Consider the following 23,517-nt stretch of genomic DNA (forward strand, 5'->3'; position numbering starts at 1 on the left):
TCAGGCGAGCGCCAATCTGGTGGCTTCGGCCACGGCACGGGCGCGCTCGGCGAAATCGGCACCGCTGCTGGCGTAGAGGATGGCGCGCGAGGAGTTCACGACCAGCGGCGCACTGCGGCCCGCGGCCTGCACGACGGCTGCCGCATCGCCACCCTGTGCGCCAACGCCCGGCACCAGCAGCGGCAGCGTCGGTGCGAGCTCGCGCACACGGGCGATCTCGCCAGGGTAGGTGGCGCCCACGACAAGGCCGAGCTGGCCATTGCGGTTCCACTGCGTCTCGGCCAGATGGGCCAGATGCTCGAACAGCCGCGGCTGGCCGGGCACGTCGGCCAGGCGCTGCATCTGCCAGTCGTCGCCACCCTTGTTGGAGGTGCGGCACAGCAGGATGGCGCCCTTGCCTTCGTAGGCGAGATAGGGTTCGACGGAATCGAAGCCCATGAAGGGCGACAGCGTGACGGCGTCGGCCTGGTAGCGCACGAAGGCCTCGCGGGCGTATTGCTCGGCGGTGGAGCCGATGTCGCCACGCTTGGCGTCGAGGATGACGGGCACGCCGGGCGCGACCTCGTGGATGTGCGAGATGAGGCGCTCGAGCTGCCCTTCGGCACCGTGGGCGGCGAAGTAGGCGATCTGCGGCTTGAAGGCACAGACGAGGTCCTTGGTCGCGTCGACGATTGCCGCGCAGAAGTCATAGAACTTCGACGCGTCGCCGGCCCAGGCGCCCGGCAGCTTGGACGGCTCGGGATCGAGGCCGACGCAAAGGCGCGATTGGGGAGTCAGGGCTTGGAGCTGGGCGACGAAGGTCATCAGTAGGCGGAAATGGGAAGGGTTCGGGCAAGGACGAATTCTGCAAAGGCCTCGGCCGGCAGCGGCCGGCTGAACAGATAGCCCTGCACGGCATGGCAGCCCTGGCGGCGCAGGAAGGCGAGCTGGCCCTCGGTCTCGACACCCTCGGCCAGGGTCTGCAGGCCCAGGGCGCCGGCCATGCGGATGACGGCGTCGACGATGGCGCGGTCTTCGGCGTCGTCGGTCAGGTCGCGCACGAAGGACTGGTCGATCTTGAGCTTGCTGACGCGGAACTTCTTCAGATAGCTCAGCGATGAGTAGCCGGTGCCGAAGTCGTCGATGGACAGATGCACGCCGCGGGCATGCAGTTCGTTCATGACGGTGATGGCGACGGCCGGGTTGTCCATGGCGGCGCCCTCCGTCAGCTCCAGCTCCAGGCGCCCGGCCGGCATGCCGACCTCGTCCAGCACGCGGCCAACGAGCTCGGGCAGGTCGTCATGGCGGAACTGCACGGCCGACAGGTTGACGGCCATGGTCAGCCCGGGCAGGCCGGCGGCATCCCAGCGACGCAGCTGCGACAGCGCTTCACGCAGCACCCATTCGCCGATCGGCAGGATCAGGCCTGAGGTCTCGGCCACCGGGATGAACTCGGCCGGCGAGACCCAGCCCAGCTCGGGATGGTTCCAGCGCAGCAGGGCTTCGGCGCCGACGATGGTGCTGTCGCCATCGGCATCCAGCGAGAACTGCGGCTGGTAATGCAGGCTGAGCTGGTTGCGTTCCTGGGCGCGGCGCAGCGCGTTCTCCAACTGCAGGGCACGGGCCGACTGGGCCTGCATCTCGCTGGTGAAGAAGCGGTAGGCGTTGCGGCCGTCACGCTTGGCGCGGTACATGGCCGCGTCGGCGCATTTGCACAGCGTGTCGAAGTCGTCGCCGTCGGTCGGGAACATCGCGATGCCCATGGACGGCGTGACGGTCAGCTCCTGCTGCTCGACGTGAAAGGGCGCGCTGGCCAGCGCCATCAGCTTGGTGGCCAGGTGGGCGGCGCCAGCGATGTCGGTCAGCGGCAGCACCAGCACGAACTCATCGCCACCCATGCGGGCCACGGTGTCCTGCTCGCGCACCGCGCCACGCAGCCGTGAGGCGAGCTGGGTCAGCAGGCTGTCGCCGACGCGGTGGCCGAGGGAGTCGTTGACGTTCTTGAAGTGGTCCAGGTCCAGGAAAAGCACGGCCAGCGGCTCGTCGCCGCGGCGCGCGATGTCGATGGCCTGGCTGGCGCGGTCGGCCAGCAGGTGGCGGTTGGGCAGGCCGGTCAGGCCGTCGAACAGGGCCAGGCGCTCGGCGCGTGCCTCCGCCGCCTGCTGCTCGGCAATCTTGAGCTCCAGGGCTGCGACGGTCTGGCTGAGCTGCTCGGTGCGCTGCACCACCAGGGCCTCAAGCTGGGCCTTGGCCTGCACCAGCTCCAGCTCGGCCTGCTTGCGGGCGGTGATGTCCTGGGTGATCCAGATCGAGCCGCGCGACAGGTCGCTGCGGTCAATGGCCTTGCTGCGCACCTCGCAGTAGATGGAGGTGCCGTCCTTGCGGGCGAGCAGCATCTCGGCGTGGAAGGCGTCGCCGCGCGCCAGCGGCGCGTAGCAGGCGTCGCCAGCGGCCTTCCAGTCCTCGTCGGTCAGGTACCAGGCGCGCGACAACTGGCCGTCGAGCTCGCCCGGCGCATAGCCGAACAGTTGCTCGAAGGCGCGGTTGCAGCGCGTCACGCGGCGGCCGCGCAGGAAGACGATGCCGACCATGGCGTGGTCGAAGATGAGCTGCTGCTCGGCGTGCAGGTCCTGCAGCGTGGCATCGGCCAGCTTGCGCTCGTGGATGTCATCGACGATCCAGATCGAGCCATCGGCCGGATCGTCGGCATGGATGAGGCGGCCCGTCAGATGGGCCCAGAACAGCTCGCCGTTCTGGCGCCGCATCAACTGCTCGTCGCGGAAGGTTTCACCGGCGGCCAGCACCGGGTAGGCCCGGGCGCCCAGGCTGCGGGCGTCCTGCTCGCTCTCGTACAACTCCAGGCTGCTGGTGCCAACGGCCGCATCCGGGCTGTCAAAACCGAAGATCTCGGCGTAGCGCTGGTTGCAGCGCACCAGGGTGCGCGCCTTCACGAAGACAACGCCGACGCCCGCGTTGGCCAGGATGACATCCAGTTCGCGCAAAGCCTGGCTGAGCGCGGGGTTGTCGCTGGAGTCGGGCGCGAAGCTCATGAACGGGCTATACGGCGGCAGGGGTCCGGTGGGCGGGCAGGAATTGGAGCATGACCGGTTATTGTCTGACCTCATGCATATCCTGGATACCGAACGCCTGTCGCTGCGTGAATTCACACCGCTAGACGCGCCCTTCCTGCTCCGCCTGGTCAACGAACCGGGCTGGATCCGCAACATCAACAACCCCGGCGTGCGCACCGTCGATGACGCCCTGGCCTGGGCCGAGGGGCGGCTGTTCAAGGCCTACCGGGAGCTCGGCCACGGCTTCTGGGCCCTGGAGCGGCGCACCGACGGCGTGCTTGTGGGCATGTGCGGCCTGTTCAAGCGCCCCGCCCTGCCCGAGCCCGACCTCGGCTATGCGCTGCTGGCCGAGCATGAAGGCAATGGCTACGCGCTGGAGGCGGCGCAGGCCTGCGTGGCGCATGCGAAGGCGGCGCTGGGCTGGCCGGTGCTGATGGCCATCACGGCCGTTGACAACACGCCCAGCGTGGCCCTGCTGGGCAAGCTGGGCTTCATCGAGCAGGGCCAGGAACAGCTCGAGGGCTACAACGATCTCTCGAGGGTGTTCCGCTTGGCTCTCTAGCCAGTTGGGGACAGAGCGGCTCGCTTGCGCTCGCTCGGTCTGTCCCGCAAAGCTTCCCTAATCAGTTGGGGACAGAGCTACTCGCTTGCGCTCGCTCGGTCTGTCCCGCAAAGCCATTAGATTCGCTTCGCCAGGTCTTGCGCCAGGCCGGTGTAGCTGCCCGGCGTCATCTTCAGCAACCGGGCCTTCTCGGCCTTGGGCAGGTCCAGGCCTTCGATGAAGGCGCGGATGGATTCCTGCGTGATGGCCTTGCCGCGCGTCAGCTCCTTGAGCTGCTCGTAGGGGTTGGGCAGGCCGAAGCGGCGCATGACGGTCTGGATGGGCTCGGCCAGCACTTCCCAGGCGGCGTCGAGATCGTCGGCCAGCGCGGCCTCATTGACCTCCAGCTTGCCCAGTCCCTTGGCCAGCGAGTCATAGCCCAGCAGTGCATAGCCCAGGCCCACGCCCATGTTGCGCAGCACGGTGSWGTCGGTCAGGTCGCGCTGCCAGCGGCTSAYCGGCAGCTTCTGGCTCAGATGCGTCAGCACCGCGCTGGCCAGGCCGAAGTTGCCTTCCGCGTTCTCGAAGTCGATGGGGTTGACCTTGTGCGGCATCGTCGAGCTGCCGATCTCGCCGGCCTTGGTGCGCTGCTTGAAGTAGCCCAGCGAGATATAGCCCCAGACGTCGCGCGACCAGTCGATCAGGATGGTGTTGGCGCGCGTGAACGCGTCGAACAGCTCGGCCATGTAGTCGTGCGGCTCGATCTGGATCGTGTACGGGTTGAAGCTCAGCTTGAGCTGCTTCTCGATGACGCCCTTGGAGAAGGCTTCCCAGTCGTGCTTGGGCCAGGCCGACAGGTGGGCGTTGAAGTTGCCGACCGCGCCGTTCATCTTGGCCAGCGGCTTGACCGCCACGATGCGCGCGCGCGCCGTCTGCAGGCGGGCCACGACGTTGGCGATCTCCTTGCCAACCGTCGTCGGGCTGGCCGTCTGGCCGTGCGTGCGGCTCAGCATCGGCACGGCCGCGAACTGGTGGGCCATGCCACGCAGCTTCTCGATGATGCCGTCCAGCGCAGGCAGCATGACCTCATCGCGCGCCGCCTTCAGCATCAACGCGTGGCTGGTGTTGTTGATGTCCTCGCTGGTGCAGGCGAAGTGGACGAACTCACTCGCCGCCAGCAGTTCGGGCTGGCCCTCGAAGCTGCGCTTGATCCAGTACTCCACCGCCTTCACGTCGTGGTTGGTCGTGCGCTCGATGGCCTTGATCTCTTCGGCATCGGCCTCGCTGAACTTCTTGACGAGCCGGCGCAGGCGCGAGCGGGCGGATGACGACAGCGGCTTGAACTCCTTGAAGCCGGCGTCCGACAGCGCGATGAACCACTCCACCTCGACCTGCACGCGGCGGTGCATCAGGCCGTACTCGGACAGCAGCGGGCGCAGGGCGGCCACCTTGGCGGCGTAGCGGCCGTCCAGCGGCGAGAGGGCGCTGATGGCGGAGTATTCGGACGTTGTCATGGCGGGCCGGCGGAGCGTGGAAAACCCGCGATTCTAGTTTTTGGGGGCTGCGGGGCCTTCGGCCTTGAAGAAGGCGATGCGCTCACTGTCGCCAGGATGGGAGCTGAACGCAATGGCCAAAGGGCTCTCGGCACCGCCATACTTTTCGCGGATGCGTTCGAAGAAGACAGCGATGCGCGCCGGGTCGACACCGCCCCGGCTGGCCAGTTCGCGGGCAAAGGCGTCAGCTTCGCGCTCGTAGTCGCGTGAGTAGCCTTTGGTGAGCAACGCGATGGGCAGACCATTGAGCAGGCTGGAATAGTCGCCCAGCCACAACGCCGTGACGGCGGCCGTGACGCCCGCGCGCAAGCCCATGCGCAGGCCGTGGCGGTGCCTGACATGGCCGGCCTCGTGGGCGAGGATGGTCAGCACCGCGTCGGGCTCGCCCTTCAGCATTTCGAGGAGTTCGTCGGTCACGCACATTTGCTCGCCGGGCAGCGCAAAGGCATTGGGTCCCAGCGCAGGGGTGGTGCGCCGGAAATGCAGCTGCCAGTGCTCAGGCAGGTCGCGCATGCCGGCGGCGCGCGCCGTGGTCAGCATGCGCTCGAAGCGCTGGCGCCAGGCCTGCTGCTCTGCCTCGCTGAGCTGGGTGGGTCGCACCATCTGCCTGTCGATCAGCGCCATGGCCTGCTCGCCGATTGGCTGCTCGGCGCTGAGGGGCACGCGCTCGACGAGGCGGTCGCTGGCCCAGGGCAGGCCCCAGCGCCAACCAGCAGCGAGCAGCACCGTGAGCAAGGCCAGAGACATCAGCGCCAGATGCCAGCTGAGTTGCCAGCGCGCGACGAGGCCCGGCAGTTGGCCGACGCTGTCGGCCCAGGCGTCGAAGGCGGCGGCATCGGGGAAGCTGATCACACCCGCGCCGCGCAGCAGGATCTGCCTTTGGCCATGGCGCATCCGCTCGGGCCATTGCACCTGATCCAGCGGGGTGGCGCGGTCGCCGAAGCGCAGCGCGCCGTTGTGGAGGCTCACCTCGACGGGCTGGGCCATGCCGCATTGGCCGTCGAACCAACGGCCGGTGATGAAAGTCGATGCGCTCATGTCAGAGCCCCACGTCCATGCCGAAGAAATCTCCCGCCACCTCGCCGCTGGCGTCGGTGCGCTCAGTCCCGGCAGGCGCCACCCATGTGGCCGGGTCCGTGCTGCTCTCGATGCTCACCGACTCCAGCCGCAGCCGCATGGTGGCGATGACGGCGAAGGGCCGGTACAGGCCCAGCGTGGCGACGATCAGCAGCCAGTTCTTCAGCGTCAGCCCCCTCAGGCCGGAGAGTTCGCTGCGAAAGCGCAGGGACGCGCTGTGGGTATTGCCCCAGACGAGGTTCTGGATGCGCGAGGCGTAGTAGGGCAGCACGACGCTGCCGACGAACAGGTAGACCATCCCCGCCCAGGCAAACCCGGCGTAGGTGCTGCTACCCTTGGCGTCGATCTTGCCGGTGGTGGCCAGCCCCAGCAGGCTGCCCAGGGCGAAAGCGCATATCGAGACAACCACCAGCATCAGTACCGCCAGCAGGACGGACTTGAAGCCGATGAAGTAGACCGAGCGCGTGTGCAGCCGGATGCCGCTGTGCTCGCCGGCGATGCGGTAGCCGCTGTGCTGGTAGCGCTTGATCAGCGCCGTGGACCAGGGCGCCGCCAGCAGGGCGGCCAACTGCAACGCCTGCCCGAGCCAGGCCAGGACGCCACCGCCTGAGCCCTCACTCTTCAGGCTCCAGGCCAGCGCCAGCGCGGCAGGCACGAACACCGGCAGGTAGGCGAGATAGGCTGCGCCCAGCGACCCCTCAAAGCCCATCCGCAAGCCACGCCAGCTGGTGTTGCCGAGGCGGAACTGCATCGATGCCCGCCACAGCGCCGGCCAGGCGGCACCCGCCAGCACGAAGGCCAGCAGCGCCGCCATGGGCGAGAACTCTCCGGCAAACGTGTAGACGAGCATCAGCACGGCCATCAGCACGAAGCCGCGGAACATCTTCCAGACGTCACCATGGAAGGCCAGCGCCTCGCCGTCGATCAAGGTGTTGGCGTAGAGGTAGCGGATGCGCCGCATCTTGGCGAACGGCAGGTAGAGCCCGCAGCTCAGCAGGATCAGCAGCAGGTTGACGGCCCAGATGCGGAAGTACTCGCTGCCGGAGCCGGTGAAGCGGATCTCGAGAACACGCGGCGCGGGCTCGGTGTTGGGCGGAGGCAGATCGGCCGTCGTCGGGACGGCTGCGGCGGTGTGCATGGAAACTCCCTGGGTGAAGGCGCCGCCGTCTGCTGCAGCGGGCTGCCCGTGACTGTGGCATGGCCGGCGCGCGTCACGAGCTCCGCTCGCGACGTGATTGTTCACCGCTGACTGAAGAAGGCGATGCGCTCCTCGTCTGCGGGGTGGGACGAGATCGCGATGGCCAACGGGTTGTTGTCCACCGTTGCATGCTTCTTGGCCAGACGCTCGAAAAACACGGCCATGCGCGAGGTGTCCACGCCGCCGGCCCGGGCCAGCGTGCGGCCGTAGAGGTCAGCCTCGCGCTCGTTGTCGCGCGAGTAGGCGTTGCTCGCCAGCAAGGCCGGTGCCGCGGCAAGCAGCGTGGAGAAGTCACCCACGATGACCGAGGCGACGACGCCGACCGCACCCGCCCGCAGCATCAGCCGCAGGCCGTGACGGTGACGCACGTGACCCAGTTCGTGCGCCAGCACGGTCATCACGGCGTCAGGTTCGTCGGCCAGCAGTTCCAGCAACTCGTCGGTGATGACGATGTCGCCGCCGGGCAGCGCAAACGCATTCGGTCCCAGCGCCTTGCCCCCGTTGCGGAAATGGATCTCGAAGCGCTCCGGCACCGCCGGCCCACCGTCAGCGCGGGCTCGCGCGATGGCCTTGGTCCAACGGTCTTGCCAGACCTGTTGCTGGGCCGTGCTGAGGGCGCTCGGCTTGAGCCAATCGCCGTCCAGACCGTTCAACAAATGCTCGCCCAGGGTCCGCTCAGCGGATTGGGGCAGCGCGTCGACGGCGGTGTCGACCGCCCACGGCAGTCCCCAGCGCCAACCCGCTGCCAGGCCCGCCGCCAGCAACACCAGCGCCAGCAGCGCCAGCAGCCAGCTCTGCTGCCACTGCACGATGGCGCTGTCACTGCGACCGGACGCGCTCGCCCAGGCATCAAAGGCCGTGGCATCGGCAAAGCTCAGCAGGCCGCCGCCAGGCAGCAGGATCTGGCGCTGGCCATGGCGCTGGCGTTCGGGCCAGGTCAGGCCTGACAGCGGCGCGCTCTGCTCACCGAAGTGCAGCGTCGCACCGTCCATCCAGACCTCAATGGGCCGCGCGCGGGCGCTGCGCCCATCAAACCAGTCCGCGGCGAGGCGGGGCGAAGCATCCATCACAGGCCCATGTCGATGCCGAAGAAGTCGCCGGCGATGTCGCCCGTCGCGTCGGCGTGGCCGGCATGGGCTGCGGCCACCCAGTCGGCCGGGTCTTCGTCGCAGCCGATGCTGACGGCCTCCAGGCGCAGCCGCGCCGTGGCGATCGCCGCGAAGGGCCGGTACAGGCCCAGGGTCAGTCCGGTCAGCAGCCAGTTCTTCAGCGTCAGGCCGAACAGGGACGAGAAGCTCAGCGTGCTGCGAAAGCGCAAGGCTTCGCTGCGCGTGCCGCTCCAGGCCAGGTTCTGCATGCGTGCGGCGCTGTAGGGCATGACGACCGCGAAATACAGCAGGTAGGCGAGCAGCACCCCAAAGCCCAGCGCGGCCATGCTGACGACACGACCCATGCTCTGCTGCATGGTGCTGCCCAGCGCGACGAACAACGCGATCAGCACGCCGGAACCGATCATGGGCAGCAACGAGACGCCGATGGTCTTCAGCCCGAGCAGATAGACCTTGGCCACCGACAGCTTGAGCCGGGCATGCTGTCCGGCGATGCGGTAGCCGTTGTGCTGGTAGCGCTTGAACAGGGTCAACGACCAAGGCATCAGGACCATCATGCCCAGCAGGCCGACGACGTTCAGCCACAGCGCGGGCGTCATCTCCTTGGCCGTGCCTGCGTCTGCGGAGGCCATCAGCGCGGTGCCGGCGACCATGGCGATGGCCGGCAGATAGCTGGGTGCGCAGGCCAGATAGGCTCCTTGCAGCGACCCCTCGAAGCGCAGGCGCAGGCCGCGCCAGCTGGTGTTGCCCAGGCGAAACTGCATCGAGGCCCGCCACAGGGCCGGCCAGACGGCGCACAGGATCAGGAAGGCGATGAAGGCCGCCAGCTGCGACAGCCGGCCCGCGCCGCTGTAGACACCCATCAACACGACCAGCAGCACGAAGCCGCGGAACATCTTCCACGGGTCGCCATGAAAGCTCAGCGCCTGGCCATCGACCAGGGTGTTGGCATAGAAGTAGCGGATGCGCCTGGCCTTGGCGAAGGGCAGGTACAGGCCCAGCGTGACGAGGATGAGCAGCAGGTTGACCGACCAGATGCGGAAATACTCGCTGCCCGAGCCGGTGAAGCGGATGTCGAGCACCCGCGGCGCAGCGGGCGGCGTGGCGACGGGGGCCGCATCGGCCGCGGCGTCGAGGTCTTGCATGGAATCTCCCTGTTAGCGGGCCGCTGTTCAGCGCGGCGTGCCGGCCGAGACTTTGGCGGTGGCCAGCGTGCCTGGCAACTCTGGTTTGTCAGGCCCCGTGATGTGATTTTTTACGGCTGCCTGAAGAAGGCGATGCGCTCTTCGTCGCCCGGGTGGCTTGAGAACGAAGCCGAAAAAGACCTGGACCGAGTCGTCGCGGTCGTGTCGGAATCAAGCATTCATCCTCCCTCGGATGTCCTTTGTCCCGGCTTCCGGGGACGGCGCCGGTGTCTGAGCGGCAGCACTGTGCAGGGCGCCCTCCCTACTGGCAACCCCTGCTTGCGGTGGCTGTCGGCCCCAGCCGACAGGCCTTTTTCACGGGCAGTCCGCCAAGAAGCGCTCGCTAGAATCGTTTCGACTTGTGATCCCCTTGCCTGCCCTATGACGATGAAGTTGATCGGTTCTCTCGCCAGCCCTTACGTGCGCAAGGTTCGCATCGTGATGGCCGAGAAGAAGCTCGATTACCAGTTGGTGCTTGAAGACGTCTGGGGCAGCGACGCCATCCTGAAGATGAACCCGCTGGGCAAGGTGCCCTGCCTGGTCATGGAAGGCCAGGATTCGATCACCGGTGCCGTCTTCGACTCGCGCGTCATCGTCGAGTACGTGGACACGCTGTCACCCGTGGGCAAGCTGATCCCCGAGCGCGGCCGCGAGCGCTGCGAGGTGCGCACCTGGGAGGCCCTGGCCGATGGCGTCGTCGATGCCGGCATCCTCGTGCGCCTGGAGCGCACCTGGGCGCACCGCCCCGCGGAGCAGCGCAGCCCGGCCTGGATTGACCGTCAGCTGACCAAGGTCAACGCCGCGTTGGCCGCGATGAGCCAGGGCCTGGGCGAGAAGGCCTGGTGCTCGGGCAACCATTTCTCGCTCGCCGACATCTCCGTCGGTTGCGCCCTGGGCTGGCTGGAATTCCGCTTCCCGGAGATCAACTGGCGCGAGGACTACCCCAATCTGGCTCGCCACATGGACAAGCTGTCCCAGCGCCAGAGCTTTGCGGACACCGTGCCGGCCTAGGCGATCAGCAGTTCCCGCGAACGCACATGCAGCAGACGCACCAGGCGCCAGATGCGGCGCTCGATCTCGGCAACGTCCAGCTTCCACAGCGTCGCGATCTCGGCCAGTAGCAGGCCTTGCGCCAGCAGCGTCAGCAGATGACGGCTGGCCTGGTCGATCTGGCGGCCGGCGGGGCTGGCATCCAGCGGCGCTGCGGCCTGGCGGGCCGTGACGATGGGGCTGCGCTCGATGCCGAATGCCGCCAGGGCCTGGCGGGCCAGCTGAGGGTTGAACATGGAGCGGCGTTCATGCAGGCGAGTCAGCGCCTGGACGAGGCCGGCACCGCTGCCGTCGTCCACGTGATAGGCATTGGCGCCGGCACTTAGCGCGGCGAACAGCTGCAGGTCATCGGCCGTCGGCGTCAGCAGCAGCAGCTGGGGCCGCACCGGCAGGCGGCCGAGTTCATGGGCGACACGCATCGCATGGCTGTCGACGAGACGCAGGTCGCTGGCGACGATGTCGGGCGCCAGCGCGGCGAGTTCGTCCAGCGCGTCGGCCAGCAGGGTGCTGCTGCCGGCCAGCTCCACGCCGTCGGCCTGCAGCAGCAGCGAGCGCGTGCGCTGCAGCGTGGGCTCGCTGAGACGGAGGAGATAGACGGTGGGCATGATGCGCGGATGTAACCGCTGCGCATTGTGCGCGTTTTGGTCGCCGTCCCCCTAACTTGTAGGCGCCATCCCCCGCGGGCGCGGGCCCCTCGTCCAAGGAGGGGATCGCCAGGCGCCCGGCCCGAGATTCACGCGGCAGCGGTGCGCTCGATGGCGCCCTGGGGCGCAAAGCTGTGGGCGCTGGCCAGCGGCCAGTAGATCCTGAAGGTGTTGTGCCTCATGTCGCCGCGCAGCAGCGAACCCGGCTCCACGAAAGGCAGCAGGTTGGCCAGCAACCTGACCTCGTGCTTGTCCAGGCGGTGCACGATGTGCTGAGCCGTGATTTCCTGCGGGTGGCACAGGCCGGCGGCCTCGACGAGTTCCTTCAGCGCCTTCAGCGTGCCCTGGTGAAAGTTGGCGACGCGCTGGGCCTTGTCGGGCACGACGATGGCGCGCTGGCGCACCGGGTCCTGCGTGGTCACGCCCGTCGGGCAATGGCCGGTGTGGCAGGCCTGGGCCTGGATGCAGCCCAGAGCGAACATGAAGCCGCGCCCGGCGTTGCACCAGTCGGCGCCCAGCGCCATCAGGCGCACCAGGTCGAAGGCGGTCGTGACCTTGCCGGCGCAGCCGATCTTGATCTTGTCGCGCAGGTTCAATCCGACCAGCGAGTTGTGCACGAGCAGCAGGCCCTCCTGAACCGGCGCGCCGACATGGTTGGTGAACTCCAGCGGCGCGGCGCCCGTGCCGCCTTCGGCACCGTCGACGACGATGAAGTCGGGCGTGATGCCTGTCTCCAGCATGGCCTTGCACACAGCGAACCACTCCCAGGGGTGGCCGATGCAAAGCTTGAAGCCGGTGGGCTTGCCGCCCGACAGCGTGCGCAGCCTGTCGATGAACTGCATCATCTCGATGGGTGTCGAGAAGGCGCTGTGCCGGGCCGGTGAGATGCAGGCCACGCCCTCGGGAACGCCACGTGCGGCCGCAATCTCCGCCGTCACCTTCGGGCCGGGCAGCACGCCGCCGTGGCCGGGCTTGGCGCCCTGGCTGAGCTTGAGCTCGATCATCTTGACCTGCGGGTCGCGGGCAGCGGCCTCGAAGCGCTCGGGGCTGAAGCTGCCATCGTCATTGCGGCAGCCGAAATAACCCGAGCCAATCTCCCAGATCAGGTCGCCGCCATGCACGCGGTGGTGGGCGCTGATCGAGCCTTCGCCCGTGTCGTGGGCGAAGCCGCCGAGCTTCGCGCCCTTGTTCAGCGCCAGGATGGCGTTGGCGCTGAGCGCGCCGAAGCTCATCGCCGAGATGTTGAAGACGCTGGCCGAATAGGGCTGGGCCCGGCCCGCGCCAATGGTGATGCGGAAGTCGTGGCTGGTGAGATGGGTCGGCGCCAGGGAATGGTTGATCCATTCATAGCCGCGCGCGCTGACGTCCAGCTGGGTGCCGAAAGGGCGCTGGTCGGCCTCGCCCTTGGCGCGCTGGTAGACGATGGAGCGCTGGGCACGCGAGAACGGCGCGGCATCGTTGTCGCCCTCCAGGAAGTACTGGCGGATCTCGGGGCGGATGAACTCCAGCAGGAAGCGCAGATGGCCGATGACGGGATAGTTGCGCAGAATGGAATGACGCGTCTGGCGGGTATCGCGCAGGCCGAGCAACGTCAGGCCCAGGAAGACGACGACCAGCACGCCGTCGACGAGCCCACCCATCCAACCGATGGCGAAGAACAGCGCGAACAGGCCGCACAGCATCCACGTCAGATAGCGCAGCGGGAAATACTCGTTGATGCGTCGTGTCCAGCTGGGCCAGGCAAGCATGAGGGGTCCTTAAACCGTGACCGACGGATGCTAAGGCCGGAGGAGCCTGAGCGGCAGCGGGCGTGGCCCGCGTTGTGACTGGCAAGGGCGCAGGCTAGGCGCGAGGAGGCAGCGGGTGCGTACCCGCAACGACGAGCAACAACGCCTGCGCCCTTGCCAGTCACAACCCGGAGGGCCGAGCGATTTGCGGGGCCATGCGGCGTTACCGGCTCGTTGTGGGTCCCTACCCACGCCTCGCCGGCGCCTGGCCTGGCCCCGCAAATCGCCTCGGCGCGGGCCACGCCCGCTGCCGCTCAGGCTCCTGACCTCACAATTGCCCGCATCAACCCTCAAGGTAGCTGTCGATGAAGTCCTTTTTCTCCACGCTGGGCTGGCTGTTCTCCAAGGCCTGGTGGCTGCTTGACGGCACGCGCCGCGCACTGATGAATCTCTTCGTCCTGCTGCTCCTCGTCATCTTCGTCACCGCCGTGGCGACGCGCGGCCCCAAGCCGCTGGCCGACAAGACGACGCTGGTGCTCAAGCTCGACGGCAGCCTCGTCGAACAGTTTTCCGGCAGCCCGCGCGAGCAGCTGGCAGCCCAGGCCCGCGGCCAGAGCGTGCCGCACCAGACACGGTTGCGCGACGTGCTCGCCGTGCTCGACCAGGCCGCCAAGGATGACAAGATCAGCGCCCTGCTGCTGGACGTCGAGGAGCTGCAAGGCGCAGGTCTGGCCGGCCTGCACGAGGTCGTCAGCGCGCTGCAGCGCTTCAAGCAGAGCGGCAAGCCGGTGCTGGCCTATGCCGACAGCTACAGCCAGCGCGGCTACTTCCTCGCCGCCCAGGCCGGCGAGGTCTATCTGCATCCCATGGGCATGGTCGGCATCGAAGGCTTTGGCCGCTACCGCACCTACTACAAGGACGCGCTGGACCGCATCGGCGTGACGCCGCACGTCATCAAGGTCGGCACCTACAAGAACTTTGCCGAGACCTACACGGCCAATGGCCCCAGCCCCGCGACGCTGGAGTCCGAGGGCCTGGTCTATGGCGAGCTGTGGAGCGGCTTCACCGGCAGCATCGAGGCCGCACGCAAACTGGAGGCGGGCAGCATCGCCAAGGACATCGCCGGGCTGCCGCAACTGCTTGCCGCCACGCAGGGCGACACGGCCAAGCTGGCCCTGCAGGCCAAGCTGGTCGACGGCCTGAAGACGCGCGACGAAATGCGCGAACTGCTCATTGCCAAGGGCGCCAAGGACGAGGACAGCAAGAGCTTCCGCCAGATCTCGCTGAACCAGTACCTGGCCTATGTGAAGGACGCCGGCACGCCCAACAAGTTGCAGCCCGGCATTGGCATCGTCGTGGCCGAGGGCGAGATCGTCGATGGCGATGCCGGCCCGGGCCGCATTGGTGGCGACTCCACGGCCCGCCTGATCCGCAAGGCCCGCGAGGACGAGGCCATCAAGGCCATCGTGCTGCGCGTGAACTCGCCGGGCGGCAGCGCCTTCGCCTCCGAGATCCTGCGCCGCGAGCTGGAGCTGACCCGCAAGGCCGGCAAACCAGTCGTCGTGTCGATGGGCGACGTGGCGGCCTCGGGCGGCTACTGGATCTCCATGGCCAGCGACACCGTCATCGCCGACGCCGGCACCATCACCGGCAGCATCGGCGTGTTCGGCATGCTGCCCACCGCCGAAGGGCTGATGGACAAGCTGTCGCTGCACACCGGCGGCGTCACGACCACCTGGCTGGCCGGCGGCTACGACCCGCGCCGCCCGCTGGACCCGCGCCTGCAGGCCACCGTGCAGGCCAGCATCGACAACATCTATGGCCGCTTCACCAGCCTCGCGGCCCAGGCGCGCAAGAGCACGCCGGAGAAAATTGATGCCGTCGCGCAGGGCCGTATCTGGACGGGCTCGCAAGCCAAGGAGCGCGGCCTCGTCGACCGCCTGGGCAGCTTCGACGATGCCGTGCAGACGGCCGTCCAGTTGGCCAAGCTTGAGGTCAAGGAGGGCGAGAAGCCGCGCCTGGCTTATGTGGAGCGCGACCTCAGCCGCAGCGAGCGGCTGCTGGCGTCGCTGACCGACACACTGGCGCCGTCCATCGCCGCGGCCATCGGCAGCTCGCTGGGCCTGGACGCCCTGCCCGCGCCGGTGCGCGAGGAGCTGGCGATGCTGAAGGATCTGTCGCAGTTCGCCGCCCGCGGCCAGTGGGACAAGGCCGCCGCCGTGCACTGCCTGTGCGGTGCTCCCTGACCTGCGAACCGATTAACTGGCCGGCGTCTGCCAGCCCCCGCTTCATGGCCAGTGGCGTTGGAACACTGCAGCCACCTCGGGATGCTGCTCCACGCGCAGCAACTGGGCGAAGAAGCTCGGCCGCTCGGCCTGCAGGAAGGGCCGCGACCCCGACCACTTGGACACCACCGTGGCCAGCAGCTCCAGCGCGCCGGGCACGCCGGCCTCGAAGCCGATCTCGAACTGGTCGGCAAACAGCCGCCAGTGCTCGTGCAGGCGGGCCCGCGTGCCGGCGCGGATCTGCGCCTTCATCGCGTCGTCGCAGGGCTCGCACCAGCGCTCGGGGTAGTCGATGACGCTGATGGCCGCATAGCAGTTGGCCGCCACATAGACCAGGCCTCGGATGGCGCGCGCCCGCGCGCTGGCGTCGGCGGGCAGCAGCAACCCCGGCGGCACCGTCAGGCCCAGGTGGATGAGGATGGCGGCGCTCTCCGTCAGCACCGTGCCGTCGGCCAGCACCAGCGTCGGAATCTGCCCCAGCGGATTCACGCGCAGCAGCTCATCGCGCCCGGGCCCGGGGTTCCACGAGGCTGCGTCCACGGTCGTGTAAGCCAGGCCGGCGCGCGCCAGCGCCGCCTCGATGACCGCCGAACCCGAACCCTTGGTGCCGTACAAGGTCAACATTGCCATGACTCCTTCATCGAGCGTGCTCTCGAGCATGCAAAATCGTCTCACATCATGAGCCCCGGCCCCTCGCTTCCCCCTTCCCGGCATCCGGTCGTCAAGCCCAGCTTCGGCCGCGTCAGCGTGGGCGTGCATGGCCGCGTCATGGTGTCGATCGCCGAAGGACCTTTCGACGCACCGCTGATGGCAGCCGTCAAGCGCGCCGTCGCGCTGGCCGGCAAGCGCCTGCCGGCCGACCGCCGCTTCGGTGACCTGCTCGAGATCCGCGGCAGCCTGCAGATGGACGCCGATGCGCTGCAGGAGCTGCGCGCCAGCATCGATGCCTTCGGTTCGCGCGGCATCGTCTCCCTGTCCACCGTCTTCCTGGTGCGCCCCGGCATCCCCGGCATCGAGCGCCTGCCGGCGCTGATGGACATCTGGCGCGCCAGCCGCCCGGTGCGCCGCGCCGACAACTTCGAGTCCGCCTGGGCCCTGGTCAACGCCGACCTGGCCGCAGCCGGCCTGCCGACGCAAGAGCCGCCAGTGCGCCGATGACAGACGCGCCCGGCCTGCAATGGCCCCTCGACGCCAAAGGCAAGCGTGCCACCGGCGCGCCGGGCCAGCGCATCATCGCGGCCGCCCTGCGTGGGCTGGACGCAACCGCGGCCGATGCCGTCGCCGCCGAACACGACTGGCGCCACGCCTACCCCGCCCATTGGTGCGCCCTGGTGCAAGCTCAAGCGGCCCGGCCCGGGGGTGTCGTCGCTTCGGCACGCGCCGGCCTCGCCGCGGCCTGGCGCGAACTGCCCTTCATGCGCGCCGGCCAAGCCCACGCTCTGGCCGACGCAATGAACACGCCCCAGCGCCGCCTGCAAACGCTGCAACTGCGCGGCAGCGGCGATGCGGCACCCGCTCGCTGGACCGTGCCCCACCAGGGCCGCGAGCTGCATGGCGATGCCCTCGCCCGCCAGATCGACCGCTGGGAGAAGGGCGGCATCTGCGAGGCCGCCCACGCGGGCGCGCTGCGCGACTGCCTGGCCCACCCCGAATGGTTCGACCTGTCCGACCAGCACCTCGTGCTGCTCGGCGCCGGCAGCGAGGCCGGGCCGCTGGCCTGGCTGGCGAAGTGGCGCGCCAATCTCGTCGGCATCGACCTCGCCCGCGCCGCGACCTGGAAGCGCATTGCCGCCATCGTCGCCGCCGGCAATGCCACGCTGATCGCGCCCGTCGCGCCGGGCCAGCCGCTGGACGTCGCCCATGCCGGCGCCGACCTGCTGGCCGACACGCCGGATATCGCCGCCTGGCTGGCGTCGCTGAATCAACCGCTGAGCGTGGCCAACCTCGCCTACCTGGATGGCGAGCGCCATGTGCGCGTGTCCCTGGCGATGGACGCCATCAGCGCGACGCTGTGCGCCGCCGACGCCCGCACCCAGCTCGCCTACATGGCCACGCCGACCGATGTCTTCGCCGTGCCGGAGCAGCTGGCGCGCGACGTCATGCGCCGTTATGCCGAGCGTGGCCTCGTCAAGAAGCTGGCCCAGTTCGGTGCGCGTCTGGGCAGCGGCGGCCGCGGCTTCGCTCCGCATATCGAGGGGCTGATCGACGCTGGTGACTTCGGCAGAGACTCTGGGAAATGGGGCCTGGTCGACGCGCTGGTCGTCGAACAGGGCCCGAACTACGCGCTGGCCAAGCGGCTGCAGCAGTGGCGCGCCTTGGTGGCCCGCGCCGATGGGCACCGCGTCGCCTTCAACGTGGCGCCCAGCACCACGACGGCCTCAGTTGTCTCCAATCCGCTGCTGGCAGCGGGCTTTCGCGGCGCCAAGGCTTTTGGCGTCGAGGTCTTTGCGCCGGCGACCACGAATGCGCTGATGGCCGCGATGTGGGTGCACCAGCTGCGCACGGCGCCGCGCGACTTCGCCCACCCACTCAAGCTGCTCGTGCACACCGCCAACCACGGCGGCCTATGGCGCCTGCCCTACCGGCCGCGCTCGGTGCTGCCGATGGCGGCGCTGCTCGGGTTCGTCAAGCGGCGCTGACGCTGCCTGGCGCCAGTTTGGCGTCGAACAACTGCAGCCCCGGCGGCTCGGAGGCCATCGTCACCAGCGCCTTGGCGAACTCGCGCGTGCCCGGCACACGGAAGTGGGCCTGCAACGCAGCCATGTCGCTCCACTGCTCGACGAAGACGAGGCGCAGCGGGTTCTCTGTATCGCGATGCACGTCATGAGCCAGGCAGCCCGGCTCGACGCGTGAGCGCTCGACATGCTGCCGGCTCAGCTGCAGCACCTCTTCGAAGTGTTCGGGGTGCGTGGTGATGTGGCCAAGAACGAGGATCATGGGCGACTTTCAGAAAGGCCAGGGGCGTTGCTCGGGTCGCAACCGCTCCCACGCTGCGCCCAAGGCCAGCACGCCAGCGTCGTCGAAGCGCCGGCCGATGATCTGCAACCCGATCGGCAAGCCGGTCGACGTATAGCCCGCATTGATGGACAGGGCCGGCTGCTCGCTCATGTTGTACGGCAGCGTGAAGGCGATGTGCTCAAAGGGCCGCGCCGGGTCGTGCAGCGGGCTGGCCAGGTGGGCCGGGTAGGCCGGCATGGGCGCGACGGGCGACAGCACGAAGTCAAAAGGCTCGCAGGCCGCATTGGCCGCCTCGCGCAAGGCCTGCATCTGGCTGTAGCCGCGAAAGACCGTGCCGCCGTCGTAGCCGGCCGCGGGCGCGACCCAGCCGAGGATGTAGGGCAGCACCTTGGCACGCTGCTCGGGGGCGAGGGCGGAGATGTCCAGCCAGGAGCGCATGCGCCAGAAACGGTCGATGCCGTCGGCCATCTCGCGCGTCGTGAAGGGGGCGAGCGGCTCGACGATGGCGCCGGCCTGCTCGAAGACGCGCGCCGCCGCGACCACCGCCGCATCGACCTCCGGCTGCACGGCATCGCCCCAGCCCGCATCGAGCATCAGGCCGATGCGCAGGCCATGCAGTTCCAGCGGCCGCGATGCGACCGAGCCCGGCGGCAGCTGCGTCGGGTCGCGCGCATCCGGTTGCGCGAGCACGGCCAGCATCAGCGCGGCGTCTTCGACGGTGCGCGTCAGCGGACCGGCGACCCGGCCGGCATAGCCCGGCTTGATGGGCACGCGGCCATGGCTGGGCTTGAGGCCGACCAGGCCGCACCAGCCGGCCGGCAGCCGGATGGAGCCGCCAATGTCCGTGCCCAGGTGCAGAGGGCCATAGCCGGCCGCACCCGCCGCCGCGGCACCAGCGCTGGAACCACCAGGCGTCATCGCCACGTTCCAGGGGTTGCGTGCCGGCTCGGCATAGAGGCTGGACAGGCCCGAGCTCAGCATGCCGTAGTCGGGCATGGTGGTGCGCGCCCAGGCGATGGCACCGGCCTCGCGCAGCCGCGCGGCGGGCGGAGCCTCGAAGTCGGCAGTCGCGTCATCCGCCGTCGCGGCAGTGCCCAGCCGGTAGCTCGCGCCGGGCACGGCGATGTTCTCCTTCAGCGTGACCGGCACGCCGTCCAGCGCCAGCGCAGTGCCGGCACGCCAGCGCGCCTCGCTGGCGCGGGCCGCGGCCAAAGCGCCCTCGGCATCCATGGCGCACAGTGCGTGCAGTTCGCCCTCACGCTTGCCGGCCTGGGACAGCACGGCGCCCATCACCTCGACGGGCGACAGTTCGCCGCTGCGGTAGGCGGCGATCAGCTCGGCCGCCCCCAGCCCGAAAACGGCAGTTGACCGCTCGCTACTCATCGCAGGCCTGACGCTTCGACAAGACCGCTTGCCAGCCTCGCATGCCACTTCGATCACCAGCGCTGCACGTCCGCTGGTCTGGCGCTTCGGGCTGCCGGCTGCGTTGTTCTTCCTTGCGGGCACGAGCCCGCTGCGTCGTCTCGCCTTGCGGGCAACCCGCCTCGCCAGCCCCTCGGACGCGCACAACCGCCGTTTCCGGGCCGGCAATCATTTCTTCAGTTGCTGAGCCGCCTTCAGCATCGCGTCGATGTGGCCGTCCGGGTTCATGCTGGCATGCACAGCAGCGACCTTGCCATCGGTGCCGATCAGATAGGACACGCGGTCGGCCATGGTGCCCGGCACCATCTTCAGCGTGACGTCGTAGTCCTTGATGACCTTGCCGCCGGCGTCGGCCGCGACGGCGAACTTGTTGCGGCAGGCCTCGACGCTGAACTTCTTCAGCGTCTCGATGTCATCGTTGGACATGCCGATGACCGTCGTGTGCAGCGCCTTGAACTTGTCGGTCGCCTCGGCGAACTGGTGGGCCTCGACGGTGCAGCCGCTGGTGAAGGCCTTGGGATAGAAGTACAGCACCACCGGGCCTTGCTTGAGGGCCTCGGCCAGCTTGAACTTGAAGGACTGGCCGCCGACGGCGGCGTCAGTGCTGAAGTCGGGGGCCGGAGCGCCGACGCTGAGGGCGGCGTGGCCTGGCAGGGCCAGCAGCAGGGATAGCGAGGCAAACAGGGGAGCAAGGCGCGACGACATAACGACTCCAACAGGTGAACAATCACGGGGCCGGCACCAACAACCAAAGCCGGCTTGCGCCTAGTATCCACTCGCTCGAAATTCAAGGTGTACCGATGACCTTTTCCTCCTGCTGCCGCGTGACGGCGCCCCTGCTGTTCTCCCTGCTCGCCATGGCAGGCTGTGGCGGCGTAGGCCACGACGTCGCTGACGTCGTCGGTGCCATGGCCGACGGCATCGTGTGCGGCCTGCGCAACTGCACCGAATCCTCGACGCTGAACGTCGACGAGATCAGCCCTCGCTTCAGCGCGGCCCAGGCAACGGGCGACAACCGCGTGGTGGTGGACGGCTTCCTCGGCAAGTCCGCCAACGTACTGACGACGGTGCTGATGGCGCCGGATGAGCGCCTGTCGGTCAGCGTCGACGGCGGCCCCGAGGTGACGATGAGCAATCCCGACGGCGAGCGTCTGGGCTACACCGCCAGCTTGGCCGCCGCGAGCGCCCAGCCGGTGGTGCAGCTGGTGTTCACGCGGGCCGGTGTGCGCCATGTGAGCCAGGTCACGCTGCCCGTCGGCTTCACGGTGCTGCAGCCCACTGGCAACCCTTTGCTGACACGCAGCGGCGCCGCCCTGCCGGTGCGGCTGAACCTGTCCGGCGTGAACGACGCCGTCGCCACGGGCAGCGGCAGCTGCAGCCGCAGCGATGGCAGCAGCTTCACGGTCAAGAACGAGAATCTGGGCGCACGCATCGAGGGCAGCGTGGCGGGCGGCTACCGACTGGAGCCGGCTCTGGTGGACGACAACCTCAACATCGCCAGCCGCAATGCCAACAACAGCGATCCCAAGACCGCGGCCGTCAGCCGTTGCGAGCTCACAGTGACCTGGACCAAATCCTCTCGCGGCACCATTGCGCCGACGATGAACGGCCACGGTACTTTGCTCGGCGAACGCCAGGCCAGCCACCCGCTGGTCTACGACGCGCGCTCCTGAAGCAGACTGTCGGCGAGCCAGCGCTGCAGGGCGCCGACGACGGCGGGCGCTGCGGCCTCGGGGTCGCCCAGCACCTGGGCGGCGCGCTCGCAGAGCTGCGCGAACGGCAAGCCCTCGGCCACCGCGCCCAGCAAAGCGGCCTCCASCGGCTCCAGCGAGCGCCAGCGGGTCTCGCCGGCCTGGCGCCAGGCCAGCAGCGTGTGTTCATGCGCCACCGGCTCAGGCAGCTCGGGTTGGTCGTCGCCGGACTCCGGCTCCCACTCACGCAGCACGCGCCAGGCGGGCTCGATGGCGTAGGCCAGCACCACGCGCAGCACGCTGGGCTGCAGGTGCAGCACCAGACCAGCCCAGTCGTCGGGGCTCAGCGCGGCCAGCGAGGCCGGCTCCAGCACCGGCGCCTCGGCGGCATCGAAGGCGCCACGCAGAGCCCAGTCCATGCGCGCGAAATCGATCAGGCTGGCATGGGGCACGAGTTCATCGTCTGCCGCGGCCATGAAGTCGGCCAGCTCATGGCCGAACCAGCGGATCGACGGGTGCTGGCTGGGCCGCGCGGCGAGATAGGCCTGGCCCAGGGCTTCGAAAGCCTCGTCGCCCAATGCCCGGGCGAGCACGGTGTAGTTGTCGGTCAGCGCCGCCACGAGGCGGGCCTGATAGGCATGGCGGTAGACCTCCAGGCCTGTCGCGTAGTCGCCAGCGAGCAGGTCGGCCGCGTCGGCACCGTCGCGGATCGCAGCGGCCAGCCGCCGCTGTTGCTGGATGACGCTCATGAGGTGGTCGCCAGGCGGCGGGCCACGGCCAGTTCGGCCAGCAGGCTTTCCAGCGGCGGAATGTGGTCGTCGCGCTCGATCATCGTCGGCACCGCGCCGAAGCGCTTCACGGCATGCTGGTACAGCGCCCAGACCTCGTCACGCACCGGGTGGTCGTGGGTGTCGATGACGATGTCGCCACGGTCCTCGTGGCCGGCGAGGTGGATCTGGCGCACGGGCTCGACGGGGATGACGTCCAGGTAGGTGATCGGGTCGAAGCCGTGGTTGCGGCCCGAAACATAGACGTTGTTGACGTCCAGCAGCAACTGGGCGCCGGTGGCCTTGAGCAACTGGGCGATGAAGTCCCACTCCGTCATCTCGTCGGCCGCGAAGCGCACATAGCTGGACACGTTCTCCAGCACCAACGGCCGGCCGAGGATGTCCTGCACCTGGGCAATGCGGCCGCCCACATGGTCCAGCGCCGCTCGCGTCAGCGGCACCGGCAGCAGGTCGTGCAGCTGGCTGTGGGCGTCGGCACTCCAGCAGAGGTGGTCGGACACCCAGCCGGGTTCAAGCCGGTCCGCCAGCGCTTTCAATTCGCGCAGATAGCCCAGGTCCAGCGGTGCGGGCCCTGCCACGGACAGCGACACGCCGTGCATGACCAGCGGGTAGTCCGCCCGGATGCGCTCCAGATGCGCCATCGGCGGGCCGCCGGGCACCATGTAGTTCTCGGAAATGATCTCCAGCCAGTCGGGCCGCACGGCGGCATCCACGCCCGCCTCGAAGGCCGCGTAATGCTCGACGCGCAAGCCGAGGCCAAAGCCTTGGATGTGGGTCATGGCGAGAAAAAGGAAACGGCGCGGCACCGAAAGGTGCTCGCGCCTCATCAAGCGGCAGCCGTGGATCTGGCTTTGCCAGGCCACTGGCTGCGCCCCCTTGAGGGGGAGACGCGTGAGCGTCTCGGGGGTGGGCTTATTTCTCGACTTTTCCGCCAGCCTTGGTGCACTCGTCAGCGCTCTTCTTGCTGACCCAGCCCTGGCCCTTGCAGCCGTTGTGGCCCTTGCAGTCGCTCTTGGCGGTCTTGCACTCGGAAGTGCCCTTGCAGCCGTTCACGCCGGAGCACTTGACCATGCCGTCGGCGGCCATGGCGGTCGTCGGCACGGCGGTGGCGAACAGGGCAGCAGCGGCGGCAGCGATGCCCAGGCCAGTCTTGAGGGATGCGTTCATATCGAGTCTCCAGGAGATAAAGGTGGATGAATGTGAGAGGTTTCACCACAGGCCGATTCCGGATGCATCCGAC

The 23,517-nt window shown here is 68.6% G+C and carries 22 protein-coding genes; 6 read left to right on the forward strand and 16 right to left on the reverse strand.

Features of this window, described 5'->3' with window-relative positions:
- Both pyrF and ACXJKM_RS05685 read right to left on the reverse strand, forming a co-directional pair.
- Positions 1 to 804, reverse strand: a complete 804-nt coding sequence (gene pyrF / locus ACXJKM_RS05680; RefSeq protein WP_457350857.1) for an orotidine-5'-phosphate decarboxylase — start codon at positions 802 to 804, stop codon at positions 1 to 3.
- Positions 804 to 3,029: a putative bifunctional diguanylate cyclase/phosphodiesterase gene (locus ACXJKM_RS05685; protein ID WP_056200193.1), complete on the reverse strand. Its 2,226-nt coding sequence runs from the start codon at positions 3,027 to 3,029 to the stop codon at positions 804 to 806. The genes pyrF and ACXJKM_RS05685 overlap by 1 nt, the downstream gene beginning before the upstream one ends.
- A gap of 73 nt (positions 3,030 to 3,102) precedes the next feature.
- Here ACXJKM_RS05685 and ACXJKM_RS05690 point away from each other — a divergent pair, with 73 nt between their 5' ends.
- Positions 3,103 to 3,612 (forward strand): GNAT family N-acetyltransferase, encoded by a 510-nt coding sequence (locus tag ACXJKM_RS05690; RefSeq protein ID WP_056200196.1) that lies wholly within the window; start codon positions 3,103 to 3,105, stop codon positions 3,610 to 3,612.
- Positions 3,613 to 3,728: 116 nt separating this feature from the next.
- Here the strand turns inward: ACXJKM_RS05690 and purB are convergent, their stop codons facing one another.
- The 5 genes from purB to ACXJKM_RS05715 all read right to left on the reverse strand — a co-directional run bounded on the left by purB (position 3,729) and on the right by ACXJKM_RS05715 (position 9,673).
- Positions 3,729 to 5,105 carry an adenylosuccinate lyase gene (gene purB / locus ACXJKM_RS05695; protein ID WP_457350859.1) on the reverse strand — a complete coding sequence of 459 codons (1,377 nt, stop codon included), beginning with the start codon at positions 5,103 to 5,105 and terminating at the stop codon, positions 3,729 to 3,731.
- A 33-nt stretch (positions 5,106 to 5,138) separates the two neighbouring features.
- Positions 5,139 to 6,182, reverse strand: coding sequence for a M48 family metallopeptidase (locus tag ACXJKM_RS05700; protein ID WP_457350861.1), 1,044 nt, complete (start codon positions 6,180 to 6,182; stop codon positions 5,139 to 5,141).
- A gap of 1 nt (position 6,183) precedes the next feature.
- The gene (locus ACXJKM_RS05705) at positions 6,184 to 7,359 is read right to left on the reverse strand and encodes a YjgN family protein (RefSeq protein WP_457350863.1); all 1,176 of its coding nucleotides are present in this window, start codon (positions 7,357 to 7,359) and stop codon (positions 6,184 to 6,186) included.
- Positions 7,360 to 7,460: 101 nt separating this feature from the next.
- Positions 7,461 to 8,486, reverse strand: coding sequence for a M48 family metallopeptidase (locus tag ACXJKM_RS05710; RefSeq protein ID WP_457350865.1), 1,026 nt, complete (start codon positions 8,484 to 8,486; stop codon positions 7,461 to 7,463).
- Positions 8,486 to 9,673: a YjgN family protein gene (locus ACXJKM_RS05715; RefSeq protein ID WP_056200210.1), complete on the reverse strand. Its 1,188-nt coding sequence runs from the start codon at positions 9,671 to 9,673 to the stop codon at positions 8,486 to 8,488. Before ACXJKM_RS05715 ends, ACXJKM_RS05710 begins: the two co-directional genes overlap by 1 nt.
- Positions 9,674 to 10,099: 426 nt before the next feature.
- On the opposite strand from ACXJKM_RS05715, the gene ACXJKM_RS05720 reads away from it, so the two are divergent.
- Positions 10,100 to 10,723 (forward strand): glutathione S-transferase family protein, encoded by a 624-nt coding sequence (locus ACXJKM_RS05720; RefSeq protein WP_457324626.1) that lies wholly within the window; start codon positions 10,100 to 10,102, stop codon positions 10,721 to 10,723.
- Here the strand turns inward: ACXJKM_RS05720 and ACXJKM_RS05725 are convergent.
- The gene (locus ACXJKM_RS05725) at positions 10,720 to 11,367 is read right to left on the reverse strand and encodes a response regulator (RefSeq protein WP_056200213.1); all 648 of its coding nucleotides are present in this window, start codon (positions 11,365 to 11,367) and stop codon (positions 10,720 to 10,722) included. The two genes, ACXJKM_RS05720 and ACXJKM_RS05725, sit on opposite strands and share 4 nt — an antisense overlap.
- Before the next feature lie 128 nt (positions 11,368 to 11,495).
- Complete coding sequence (locus ACXJKM_RS05730) at positions 11,496 to 13,154, reverse strand: FMN-binding glutamate synthase family protein (RefSeq protein WP_457350867.1); 1,659 nt, start codon at positions 13,152 to 13,154, stop codon at positions 11,496 to 11,498.
- A 344-nt stretch (positions 13,155 to 13,498) separates the two neighbouring features.
- Here ACXJKM_RS05730 and sppA point away from each other — a divergent pair, with 344 nt between their 5' ends.
- Positions 13,499 to 15,379, forward strand: coding sequence for a signal peptide peptidase SppA (sppA, locus tag ACXJKM_RS05735; RefSeq protein WP_457350869.1), 1,881 nt, complete (start codon positions 13,499 to 13,501; stop codon positions 15,377 to 15,379).
- Positions 15,380 to 15,421: 42 nt separating this feature from the next.
- Here the strand turns inward: sppA and ACXJKM_RS05740 are convergent, their stop codons facing one another.
- Positions 15,422 to 16,042 carry a glutathione S-transferase N-terminal domain-containing protein gene (locus ACXJKM_RS05740; RefSeq protein WP_056201277.1) on the reverse strand — a complete coding sequence of 207 codons (621 nt, stop codon included), beginning with the start codon at positions 16,040 to 16,042 and terminating at the stop codon, positions 15,422 to 15,424.
- Between the two features lie 54 nt (positions 16,043 to 16,096).
- Between ACXJKM_RS05740 and ACXJKM_RS05745 the strand changes: the two genes are divergently transcribed.
- The gene (locus tag ACXJKM_RS05745) at positions 16,097 to 16,576 is read left to right on the forward strand and encodes a hypothetical protein (protein WP_056200222.1); all 480 of its coding nucleotides are present in this window, start codon (positions 16,097 to 16,099) and stop codon (positions 16,574 to 16,576) included.
- Positions 16,573 to 18,057 carry a hypothetical protein gene (locus tag ACXJKM_RS05750; protein ID WP_457350871.1) on the forward strand — a complete coding sequence of 495 codons (1,485 nt, stop codon included), beginning with the start codon at positions 16,573 to 16,575 and terminating at the stop codon, positions 18,055 to 18,057. The genes ACXJKM_RS05745 and ACXJKM_RS05750 overlap by 4 nt, the downstream gene beginning before the upstream one ends.
- On the opposite strand, the gene ACXJKM_RS05755 is transcribed toward ACXJKM_RS05750, so the two are convergent.
- The 3 genes from ACXJKM_RS05755 to ACXJKM_RS05765 all read right to left on the reverse strand — a co-directional run bounded on the left by ACXJKM_RS05755 (position 18,044) and on the right by ACXJKM_RS05765 (position 20,503).
- Positions 18,044 to 18,355, reverse strand: a complete 312-nt coding sequence (locus ACXJKM_RS05755) for a putative quinol monooxygenase (protein WP_457350873.1) — start codon at positions 18,353 to 18,355, stop codon at positions 18,044 to 18,046. The genes ACXJKM_RS05750 and ACXJKM_RS05755 overlap by 14 nt on opposite strands.
- A gap of 9 nt (positions 18,356 to 18,364) precedes the next feature.
- Entirely contained in the window at positions 18,365 to 19,759 is a 1,395-nt protein-coding gene (locus tag ACXJKM_RS05760) for an amidase (protein ID WP_457350875.1), read from the reverse strand.
- A 207-nt stretch (positions 19,760 to 19,966) separates the two neighbouring features.
- On the reverse strand, positions 19,967 to 20,503 hold the full coding sequence (locus ACXJKM_RS05765; RefSeq protein ID WP_082532814.1) for a peroxiredoxin: 537 nt from the start codon (positions 20,501 to 20,503) through the stop codon (positions 19,967 to 19,969).
- Positions 20,504 to 20,598: 95 nt separating this feature from the next.
- On the opposite strand from ACXJKM_RS05765, the gene ACXJKM_RS05770 reads away from it, so the two are divergent.
- Positions 20,599 to 21,471, forward strand: coding sequence for a hypothetical protein (locus tag ACXJKM_RS05770; RefSeq protein WP_457350877.1), 873 nt, complete (start codon positions 20,599 to 20,601; stop codon positions 21,469 to 21,471).
- Here the strand turns inward: ACXJKM_RS05770 and ACXJKM_RS05775 are convergent.
- The 3 genes from ACXJKM_RS05775 to bufA2 all read right to left on the reverse strand — a co-directional run bounded on the left by ACXJKM_RS05775 (position 21,453) and on the right by bufA2 (position 23,444).
- Positions 21,453 to 22,238: an HvfC/BufC family peptide modification chaperone gene (locus tag ACXJKM_RS05775; RefSeq protein ID WP_457350879.1), complete on the reverse strand. Its 786-nt coding sequence runs from the start codon at positions 22,236 to 22,238 to the stop codon at positions 21,453 to 21,455. The genes ACXJKM_RS05770 and ACXJKM_RS05775 overlap by 19 nt on opposite strands.
- Positions 22,235 to 23,056 (reverse strand): MNIO family bufferin maturase, encoded by an 822-nt coding sequence (gene bufB, locus ACXJKM_RS05780; protein WP_457350881.1) that lies wholly within the window; start codon positions 23,054 to 23,056, stop codon positions 22,235 to 22,237. Before bufB ends, ACXJKM_RS05775 begins: the two co-directional genes overlap by 4 nt.
- Before the next feature lie 133 nt (positions 23,057 to 23,189).
- The gene (gene bufA2, locus ACXJKM_RS05785; RefSeq protein WP_056200244.1) at positions 23,190 to 23,444 is read right to left on the reverse strand and encodes a BufA2 family periplasmic bufferin-type metallophore; all 255 of its coding nucleotides are present in this window, start codon (positions 23,442 to 23,444) and stop codon (positions 23,190 to 23,192) included.
- Positions 23,445 to 23,517: the final 73 nt, after the last annotated feature.

The sequence above is a fragment of the Roseateles sp. P5_D6 genome (assembly GCF_054049415.1).

What these genes read in the sequence shown, in the direction of transcription:
- ACXJKM_RS05720 (WP_457324626.1), top strand. Translation starts at nt 10,100, where the DNA reads ATGAAGTTGATCGGTTCTCTCGCCAGCCCTTACGTGCGCAAGGTTCGC.
- ACXJKM_RS05750 (WP_457350871.1), top strand. Translation starts at nt 16,573, where the DNA reads ATGACAGACGCGCCCGGCCTGCAATGGCCCCTCGACGCCAAAGGCAAG.
- ACXJKM_RS05715 (WP_056200210.1), bottom strand. Translation starts at nt 9,673, where the DNA reads ATGCAAGACCTCGACGCCGCGGCCGATGCGGCCCCCGTCGCCACGCCG.
- ACXJKM_RS05755 (WP_457350873.1), bottom strand. Translation starts at nt 18,355, where the DNA reads ATGATCCTCGTTCTTGGCCACATCACCACGCACCCCGAACACTTCGAA.
- ACXJKM_RS05740 (WP_056201277.1), bottom strand. Translation starts at nt 16,042, where the DNA reads ATGTTGACCTTGTACGGCACCAAGGGTTCGGGTTCGGCGGTCATCGAG.
- ACXJKM_RS05730 (WP_457350867.1), bottom strand. Translation starts at nt 13,154, where the DNA reads ATGCTTGCCTGGCCCAGCTGGACACGACGCATCAACGAGTATTTCCCG.
- ACXJKM_RS05710 (WP_457350865.1), bottom strand. Translation starts at nt 8,486, where the DNA reads ATGGATGCTTCGCCCCGCCTCGCCGCGGACTGGTTTGATGGGCGCAGC.
- bufA2 (WP_056200244.1), bottom strand. Translation starts at nt 23,444, where the DNA reads ATGAACGCATCCCTCAAGACTGGCCTGGGCATCGCTGCCGCCGCTGCT.
- bufB (WP_457350881.1), bottom strand. Translation starts at nt 23,056, where the DNA reads ATGACCCACATCCAAGGCTTTGGCCTCGGCTTGCGCGTCGAGCATTAC.
- ACXJKM_RS05760 (WP_457350875.1), bottom strand. Translation starts at nt 19,759, where the DNA reads ATGAGTAGCGAGCGGTCAACTGCCGTTTTCGGGCTGGGGGCGGCCGAG.
- ACXJKM_RS05770 (WP_457350877.1), top strand. Translation starts at nt 20,599, where the DNA reads ATGACCTTTTCCTCCTGCTGCCGCGTGACGGCGCCCCTGCTGTTCTCC.
- pyrF (WP_457350857.1), bottom strand. Translation starts at nt 804, where the DNA reads ATGACCTTCGTCGCCCAGCTCCAAGCCCTGACTCCCCAATCGCGCCTT.
- ACXJKM_RS05705 (WP_457350863.1), bottom strand. Translation starts at nt 7,359, where the DNA reads ATGCACACCGCCGCAGCCGTCCCGACGACGGCCGATCTGCCTCCGCCC.
- ACXJKM_RS05725 (WP_056200213.1), bottom strand. Translation starts at nt 11,367, where the DNA reads ATGCCCACCGTCTATCTCCTCCGTCTCAGCGAGCCCACGCTGCAGCGC.
- ACXJKM_RS05700 (WP_457350861.1), bottom strand. Translation starts at nt 6,182, where the DNA reads ATGAGCGCATCGACTTTCATCACCGGCCGTTGGTTCGACGGCCAATGC.
- ACXJKM_RS05765 (WP_082532814.1), bottom strand. Translation starts at nt 20,503, where the DNA reads ATGTCGTCGCGCCTTGCTCCCCTGTTTGCCTCGCTATCCCTGCTGCTG.
- ACXJKM_RS05745 (WP_056200222.1), top strand. Translation starts at nt 16,097, where the DNA reads ATGAGCCCCGGCCCCTCGCTTCCCCCTTCCCGGCATCCGGTCGTCAAG.
- sppA (WP_457350869.1), top strand. Translation starts at nt 13,499, where the DNA reads ATGAAGTCCTTTTTCTCCACGCTGGGCTGGCTGTTCTCCAAGGCCTGG.
- ACXJKM_RS05685 (WP_056200193.1), bottom strand. Translation starts at nt 3,029, where the DNA reads ATGAGCTTCGCGCCCGACTCCAGCGACAACCCCGCGCTCAGCCAGGCT.
- ACXJKM_RS05690 (WP_056200196.1), top strand. Translation starts at nt 3,103, where the DNA reads ATGCATATCCTGGATACCGAACGCCTGTCGCTGCGTGAATTCACACCG.